General features: G+C 75.5%; 6 protein-coding genes. 3 read left to right on the forward strand and 3 right to left on the reverse strand.

The window, feature by feature from the left end; all coding sequences use genetic code 11:
- Nucleotides 1–34: 34 nt before the first annotated feature.
- Nucleotides 35–748 carry an MBL fold metallo-hydrolase gene (locus tag BCD48_RS04160; RefSeq protein WP_071046891.1) on the reverse strand — a complete coding sequence of 238 codons (714 nt, stop codon included), beginning with the start codon at nt 746–748 and terminating at the stop codon, nt 35–37.
- A gap of 240 nt (nt 749–988) precedes the next feature.
- Here BCD48_RS04160 and BCD48_RS04165 point away from each other — a divergent pair, with 240 nt between their 5' ends.
- On the forward strand, nt 989–2,383 hold the full coding sequence (locus tag BCD48_RS04165) for a DUF5685 family protein (RefSeq protein ID WP_071046892.1): 1,395 nt from the start codon (nt 989–991) through the stop codon (nt 2,381–2,383).
- 206 nt (nt 2,384–2,589) lie between these two features.
- A complete protein-coding gene (locus tag BCD48_RS04170; protein WP_116271416.1) occupies nt 2,590–3,258 on the forward strand; it encodes a response regulator transcription factor in 669 nt (222 codons plus the stop codon).
- Between the two features lie 385 nt (nt 3,259–3,643).
- Here the strand turns inward: BCD48_RS04170 and BCD48_RS04175 are convergent, their stop codons facing one another.
- Together BCD48_RS04175 and BCD48_RS04180 are read right to left on the reverse strand one after the other, a co-directional pair.
- Nucleotides 3,644–4,720, reverse strand: coding sequence for a hypothetical protein (locus tag BCD48_RS04175; RefSeq protein WP_071046893.1), 1,077 nt, complete (start codon nt 4,718–4,720; stop codon nt 3,644–3,646).
- Nucleotides 4,721–4,967: 247 nt separating this feature from the next.
- On the reverse strand, nt 4,968–5,900 hold the full coding sequence (locus tag BCD48_RS04180) for a hypothetical protein (RefSeq protein WP_071046894.1): 933 nt from the start codon (nt 5,898–5,900) through the stop codon (nt 4,968–4,970).
- A 34-nt stretch (nt 5,901–5,934) separates the two neighbouring features.
- Here BCD48_RS04180 and BCD48_RS04185 point away from each other — a divergent pair.
- On the forward strand, nt 5,935–6,553 hold a 619-nt coding region (locus BCD48_RS04185; protein WP_491677110.1), incomplete at its 3' end, for a hypothetical protein.

Here is a 6,553-nt window from a genome sequence, read left to right on the forward strand (position 1 = left end):
CACCGCGCAGGTCTCCGCGCCGCGTACGCCCGGGTCAGCCGCCGAAGGCGCGCAGCCACTGGGCCTGGTCGCGGAGGCGGTAGACGATGTTGGTAGCGGTGACGTCGGCCATCGGGGCGCTGCCGCGCGGCGGCGAGTAGAAGTGGCCGGGGTAGACCACCGGGTTGTCCGGGAGGGCGGCGAGCCGCTGCAGGCTCTCGTACATCTCGGCCGGGCTGCCACCGGGGAAATCGGTGCGGCCGCAGCCGTCGAGGAACAGCGTGTCGCCGGCGACCAGCCGGTCCGCGACGAGGAAGCACTGGCTGCCCGGGGTGTGGCCGGGGGTGTGCAGCAGCCGGATCGGGATCGCGCCGACCTCAACCGTGTCGTCGTGGTCGTGGGAGACGAGGTCGGTCTCGGAGACGCCGGTGACCCGGCGGACGAACTCGGCCTCGTTCTTGTGGACGTGCACCGGCGCCGGCGCCCTGGCCAGCACGTCCACGATTCCGGCGAGCGAGAAGTTCATCATCGTGCCACCGACGTGGTCCGGGTGATGGTGGGTGGCCAACATGCCGACCAGCCGCATCCCGTCGGCCTCGAGGATGCCGAGCAGGTCGTCCGCCGCATAGGCCGGATCGACGATGACGGCCTCGCCGGTCTCCCGGTCCCCGATGACGTAGCAGAAGTTGACCATCTGCTGCGCGATGGGGTCGTCGACGGCAAAGTCCCGCCCCGACAGCAGCTGACGGAAATACAGACGATCGGTCATACTCGCCAGGCTAGCCAAGTGGGGCGTGTCCGGGACCCGCCTGACGCACTGGCTTCAGAGGCAGCAGCCAGGGGCGTCGACCACCCCGCGAGAAGCGGGGACCACCAACCCGACCACGTCGACGGAAGCATCATGGGCGGACCACCCCACAGGCGGTGGGGACAAGGCTGACCTGCGCCGACACGCTTGGATCAGCCCGAAATGCGCATCCCGGCTGCTGCAGTCTGAAATCATACGACCATGTTTGGCATCCTTCGTCCGTGTCGGCACCGAATGGGCGATGAGCTGACGGCGACCTGGATGTCCCACCTCTGCGGGATGTGCCTGACGCTGCGCGACCGCCAGGGCCACTGGGCGCGGGCAGCGACGAACGTCGACGGACTGGTGCTGTCGGTGCTGGTAGCCGCACAGACCGGTGAGGCGGCGACGAGGACAGCCGGGCCGTGTGCCCTGCGCGGGCTGCGCACCGCCGAGGTGGCGACGCGGGACGACCGGGGCGCGATGCTCGCCGCCGCGGTCTCGCTGACCGCCGCCGCGACGAACGTCGACGACCACGTCGCCGACGGCGACGGGCCGTTCGCCCGCCGGCCGGTCGCCGCGCTCGCCGGCCGGTTCGCCGGCGCGGCGGCCCGCGGCGGCGCGAGCCTCGGCGCCGAGCTGGGCTTCGACGTGAACGTGCTGGAGCGCGCGGCCAGCCGGCAGCAGGCGGTGGAGGCCGCGGCCGGACCGGGCACGGCGCTCACCGTGGTGACCGCGCCGGCCGAGGAGGCCGCCGAGGCGGCGTTCGCGCACACGGCGGTGCTCGCGGGCCGGCCGGGCAACGCCGAGCCGCTCGCCGAGGCCGGCCGGCTGTTCGGCCGGCTCGCGCACCTGCTGGACACGGTCGCCGACCAGGCCGCCGACGACGCCAGAGGCGCCTGGAACCCGCTGACCGCCACCGGAACGACCCAAGCCCAGGCACGGGCGCTGTGCGACGACGCGCTGCTCGGGATCGAGCTCGCCCTGCGCGACGTCAAGTTCGCTCCCGCGGCCGACGGCTCCGCCCCGGACGGCTCCGCGCGCACCGCCACCCGCCTCTCTCGCCTCTCCAGCCGTTCCAGCCGTTCCAGCCGTTCCCTGCGGGCCGCCGGGGATCGCGGGCACGAGAGCTGCCCGCGCCACGGCCAGGCGGCCGGGCACGGCGCCGCCTGCTCGACCAGGCATGGGGCGTCCGCCCGGTCGTCCGGCGGCGGGCCGCGGCCGCGGCCACGCAACCGGCATGCCCGCCTGGCGCACCTGCTGCTCGTCCACGAGCTGGAGCTGGCGGTCGACAACGCGTTCCGCGGCGCCCAGCCGGGGCCCGGCCGTCCCGGGCCCGGCATGCCGCCCCATCCCGGCCCCGGCGGGCCGGGTGGGCCTGGCGGACCTGGCCCTGGGCGGCCGGGCCCCGGCCTCACCTTCCCCACCTGCCTCGCCGCGACCGGGATGTTCTGCACCTGCCAGATGTGCTGCGGCAACTACACGTCGCCCTTCGACGGCCAGCAGAAGCAGGGCATCTGCTCGGGCAACTGCGGTGACTGCTGCGACTGCTGCGACTGCGCTGACGGGTGCTGCAGCTGCTGCGATGGCTGTGACGGCTGCGACTGCAACTGCTGACGACCGAGATTCGTTTCCTGCGCTCCTATGCCGAGACGTTAGGTCTCGTCACCGTCTGCTGAAATGGTGCCGTGCCTCCCCCTGCCCCCCCGCTCCCCCCCGACGCCCGCCCCCCGGACGATCCGTCAGAAATCCCGTTCCCCGCCCGCGACGATGATGATGAAGACGGCCCCGGCGATGCCGGTCTGCACCGGCCTGACGATGGCATGTGGTCACCCGTAACCGTCGCGGCGGTGGATGATCATCCAATAGTGCTGCAGGGCCTGAGCATGGCGTTGCGCCAGCTGCCCGGCATCGAGCTGATCGCCACGGCCAGGTCGACCGAGGAGCTGATGTCCGGCGACGGCCGTCATGCCGACGTCGTGCTGCTGGACCTCAGCCTCGGCGACGGGTCGAACCCGCCGGACACCATCCGCCAGCTGATCGAACGCGGTATGGGTGTCGCCGTCTACAGCGCCACCGCCGACCCCGCGACGGTGCGCCTGGCGATCCGCGCGGGCGCCGCCGCGTTCGTGGCCAAGACCGACCAGCTGGAGGACCTCGCCAAGGCGGTCCACGCCACCGCGGATGGTTCCGGCTGGATCTCGCCGCCGCTGGCGTTCCTGCTGCTCACCGACGACGCCCCCGACCGGCCCCGGCTGTCCGCGCAGGAAAGACAGGCGCTGCAGCTCTATGCGGCCGGCATGTCGATGAAGAAGGTCGCGAGCCGGATGGGCATCGCGGTGGAGACGGCTAAGCAGTACATCGACCGGGTCCGCAGGAAGTACCGCGAGACCGGCCGCGAGGCCACCACCAAGATCGATCTTCTGCACCGCGCCGTGGAGGACGGCTACCTCGACCCGCCCGGCCCCACCGGTCTGGGCCCGCCGGCCTGACACCCTCGGGCGAGCCACGCCCGCCAGGCCGGGGTGGGAGACCACCAGGTGGACGCTGCTCCTAGTCAACGTCCGGGGGTCACCCCACCGCGTCGCCGCGGCGTCGCCAACTCCGGCGAAGCCGGAGTTGGCGGCCCGTGCGGCGGTCCCCTGAGGGGCCGCCGGCACGGGTGCCGGCAGGCTCGCGGGCTGCCGGCACCCGCCATGGCGGCGCCTGACCGTACCCCGCGTACGGCCCGGCGCCAGCCAGCCGGTGACCGTGGACATCCTCCCCCAAGGCGGTCCCGATCCCCCCGAACCCGGCTGGTGCGATACCGAGTCTGCCGGAGCCGGACAGTTCGGTCACGACCCCAATAGTCCTGCTCTTTCGTCCCCTATCAGGGGGTCACCCGGATCGGCCCGGCGGCCACCGCCGCGACGAGCGGCGGCGGCCGTCGGCGCGGCTGTCGTTCCCGCCGTCCCCCCGCTGGATGCCCGCCCACCCGGGTCCTGGCAGCGCGAGCAGCGCGGCGGCGATGGCCAGCAGGCCGCCGACGAGCACCAGCCACAGCCCAGGCCCGATCACGGTGGTGGCCTGGACGCCCGGCCCGGCCAGCAGTCCGCCACCGCGCAGATAGCCGATGTCGATCAGCGCGACGAGCGTCGTCGTGAGGCCCATGACGCCCGAGAGGCCCGCGACCAGCCGGCCGGTGTGCCCGCGCGGCCGGACGGCGAGGCCCGCCGCGGCGAGGCCCGTGATGATCCCCAGGCCCAGGGTGAGCCGGCCGTGCTGGTCCGCGTCCAGCCCGGCGACCGAGTACTCCACCAGCCCGAACGCACGCACCGTCGCCCAGGTCATCGTCGACGAGATCACCGTGAGCAGTGCCCCAGCCGCCGCGAGCGCGGCCGGCAGGACCAGCGCCACCCGGCCCCGCGGCCACCAGCCTGACCGCATCGGCGCGGTGGCGGCCAACCAGCCCGTCGCCGCCCCGGCCGCCCTAGGTACCGCGGTGGCCCCTCGGCCGCCAGGCGCGCCGGCTGGCTCGCCGGGCGGCGCGCCGCGGTGACGCGGCCGGGCGTCGGCGCCCGCCGGGCCGCTCGCCGCGGCCTGGCCATACGCCCCCGGCTCCGGGTAGACGGCATCCCAGCCCGGCCAGGCGGCGGCCGTGCCCGGCCGGGCCCACCGGGGGTCGGCGGTGGCGGCCGCCGCGGCGCGCCATGCCGCCCTGGCCGCCTGAACGCGGCGGTCAGGATCCCCTCCCGGCCCACCGCCTTCGGCGTCGCCGCCGCGCGGCGTTCCCGGACCCGTCCGGCCGCGCGCGGGCCCCGTCCAGCGGGGCTCCGTCCGCCGGGGCTCCGTCCGCCGCGGACCGGCGACGCCCCGCGACCCGGCGACGTCAGGCGTGCCAGGAACGGTGTGCGTGTCGGGATCGGCCTGGAAGTCAGGCACGTCCGCGCGCGACGGAACCAGTTGCTCGGCCACGCGTCGGTGGTACCACGCGTAACCATGCGACGCCCATCGACCACCGTGAGCAACCGACACCGACGCCCAAACCGCCCCCGGTACCGGCCGCCGCACCCGAACCGTGACCGACGATCAGCCAGGCTCCGCGTCGCCCGTCCGGGTCACAAGGCGGCGAGACCAACGCCGGCGGGCCCAGGGCCAGGGGCCCCGGTCCGTCGCAGATGTCGTCAGGTCGCCGTCCGACGGCCTCGTGCGCGGGTTCTGGCTAACGCGCGCGGTTCGCGCGGTGGTCGCCGGACTGCCTGAACGCCGGTGTCTCCGGGCGGTGGCGCGCGTCGGCCCGGCGGGGCGACGGTGGCGCCGGAAGGTCCGCGGATCCGTCCACCCGGGCACCGTCCACCCGGGCACCGTCCACCTGGGCACCGCGGCGGGGCACCAGCGCCGCCATCAGGGCGAGCACGCCGGCCGCGAGCGAGGCGTAGAGCCCGGCTTCCGGCTCCACCACGATCTGGTCGGCGGAGATCCCACGGAAACTCGCCAGTGTGGGCGGGCCGATCAGCAGGTCGCTGCCGGCTATGACGATGAGCAGGCTCGCGAGCAGCGGGCCGAGAGCCCCGTCACCCGACAGCCGTCGCCGGGCGAGCCCCGCCCCGCCGAGCACGGCCAGCGCGAGCCCCAGAACCACCGTGAACCGCCCGTCCCCCACGGTGAGCCCGGTGAACGTGCGCTCCTCGTCGCTGGTCGCGAGCGTGCTCCAGGGCGCGAGCGCCGCGCCCGCCGCCGCCAGCCCGGCGACGACCAGCATCAGGGAGGCCATCCGCCCGCGGGCCGGCCGGGCCGGCGGCGCGCCAGCCGGATCCGACGACCACCCACGTTCCGGGCCTCCGGCGGCATGATCCGCGCCCGGCGCGCCCCAGTCGCCGTCGGCCTCGGCGCCGCCCTCGTATTCGTCCTCGTATTCGTCTTCGTCAAAACCGTGAGCACCCTCGGCCGGTATCTCGTCCGCATCGTCGCCTGACGCGGCTCCGCGCCCGGCCGGCGCCACGTCCCGCCGGGTCTCGGGGCGGCGCGCCGGGCTTCCCGCCGGCGAGCCTCCCTGATCGGCGTGGCCGAGATGGGTCGGCGCCTGCCTGGAGGCCGGCGGGGAGGCCTGGAATGCCGGTCCGGCCTCGGCGGTCCTGGCATCCGCCGGCCGCACCCCGGCTCGGGACCCGACGCGAGGCAGGGCCGCGGTGTTCTCCGGGTTCAGGCCCGCCGGGTCGGCCTGGTGCTGGCTCCCGGAGCGGCGGGCGTCAGGTGGCCGGGCCGCCTCGCCGACCCGCCCCGCCAGCTCCGGTCGAGCAGGCTCGGACGGCGCGGTCTGCGCCCGTCTCGGTACCGTCCTGGGCGTCTCCGGCTCGGCCCTGGGGGACTGGGCCCTTGCCACCTCGGTGGCGCCAGACCGCCGCGATGGCCGGGGTGAGGTTCGCCGCAGCGACACCCACATCGTCGACGCCTCGGCCGGTGGCGTCCGCGGCCCGGCGGCGGCCCTGGGCTTGGCGGCCGGCTCCTGGCCGTCGGCGCGAGCCAGCGGCGCCGCCGCGGAGTCACGTGGCGCGGACGAGGGTTTCGCTGGCGCGGGCGGAGTCGGCGCCGCGGCCGCTGTGGGCGCCGCGGGCGCGGTTCCCGGCAAGGCCCGTGCGGCCGGCGAGGCGGGCCGGCCCGGCGCGCCGGGAGCGGCCTCGCCGTCCTTGCCAGTCCGCCCGAACCAGCTCCCGCTGGCATCGGCCGGGGACATCGCGGGCCCGGCACCCGCGGGCCCACGACCCGCGGGTGCCGATGGGGCGCTCGACGTCTTCGGCACGCCGGCTG

Source organism: Pseudofrankia coriaricola (genome assembly GCF_001854805.1).
GTDB lineage: Bacteria > Actinomycetota > Actinomycetes > Frankiales > Frankiaceae > Pseudofrankia.

Excerpts from the sequence above, each read along its gene's own strand:
- BCD48_RS04160 (WP_071046891.1), bottom strand. The coding sequence starts at position 748 with ATGACCGATCGTCTGTATTTCCGTCAGCTGCTGTCGGGGCGGGACTTT.
- BCD48_RS04165 (WP_071046892.1), top strand. The coding sequence starts at position 989 with ATGTTTGGCATCCTTCGTCCGTGTCGGCACCGAATGGGCGATGAGCTG.
- BCD48_RS04170 (WP_116271416.1), top strand. The coding sequence starts at position 2,590 with ATGTGGTCACCCGTAACCGTCGCGGCGGTGGATGATCATCCAATAGTG.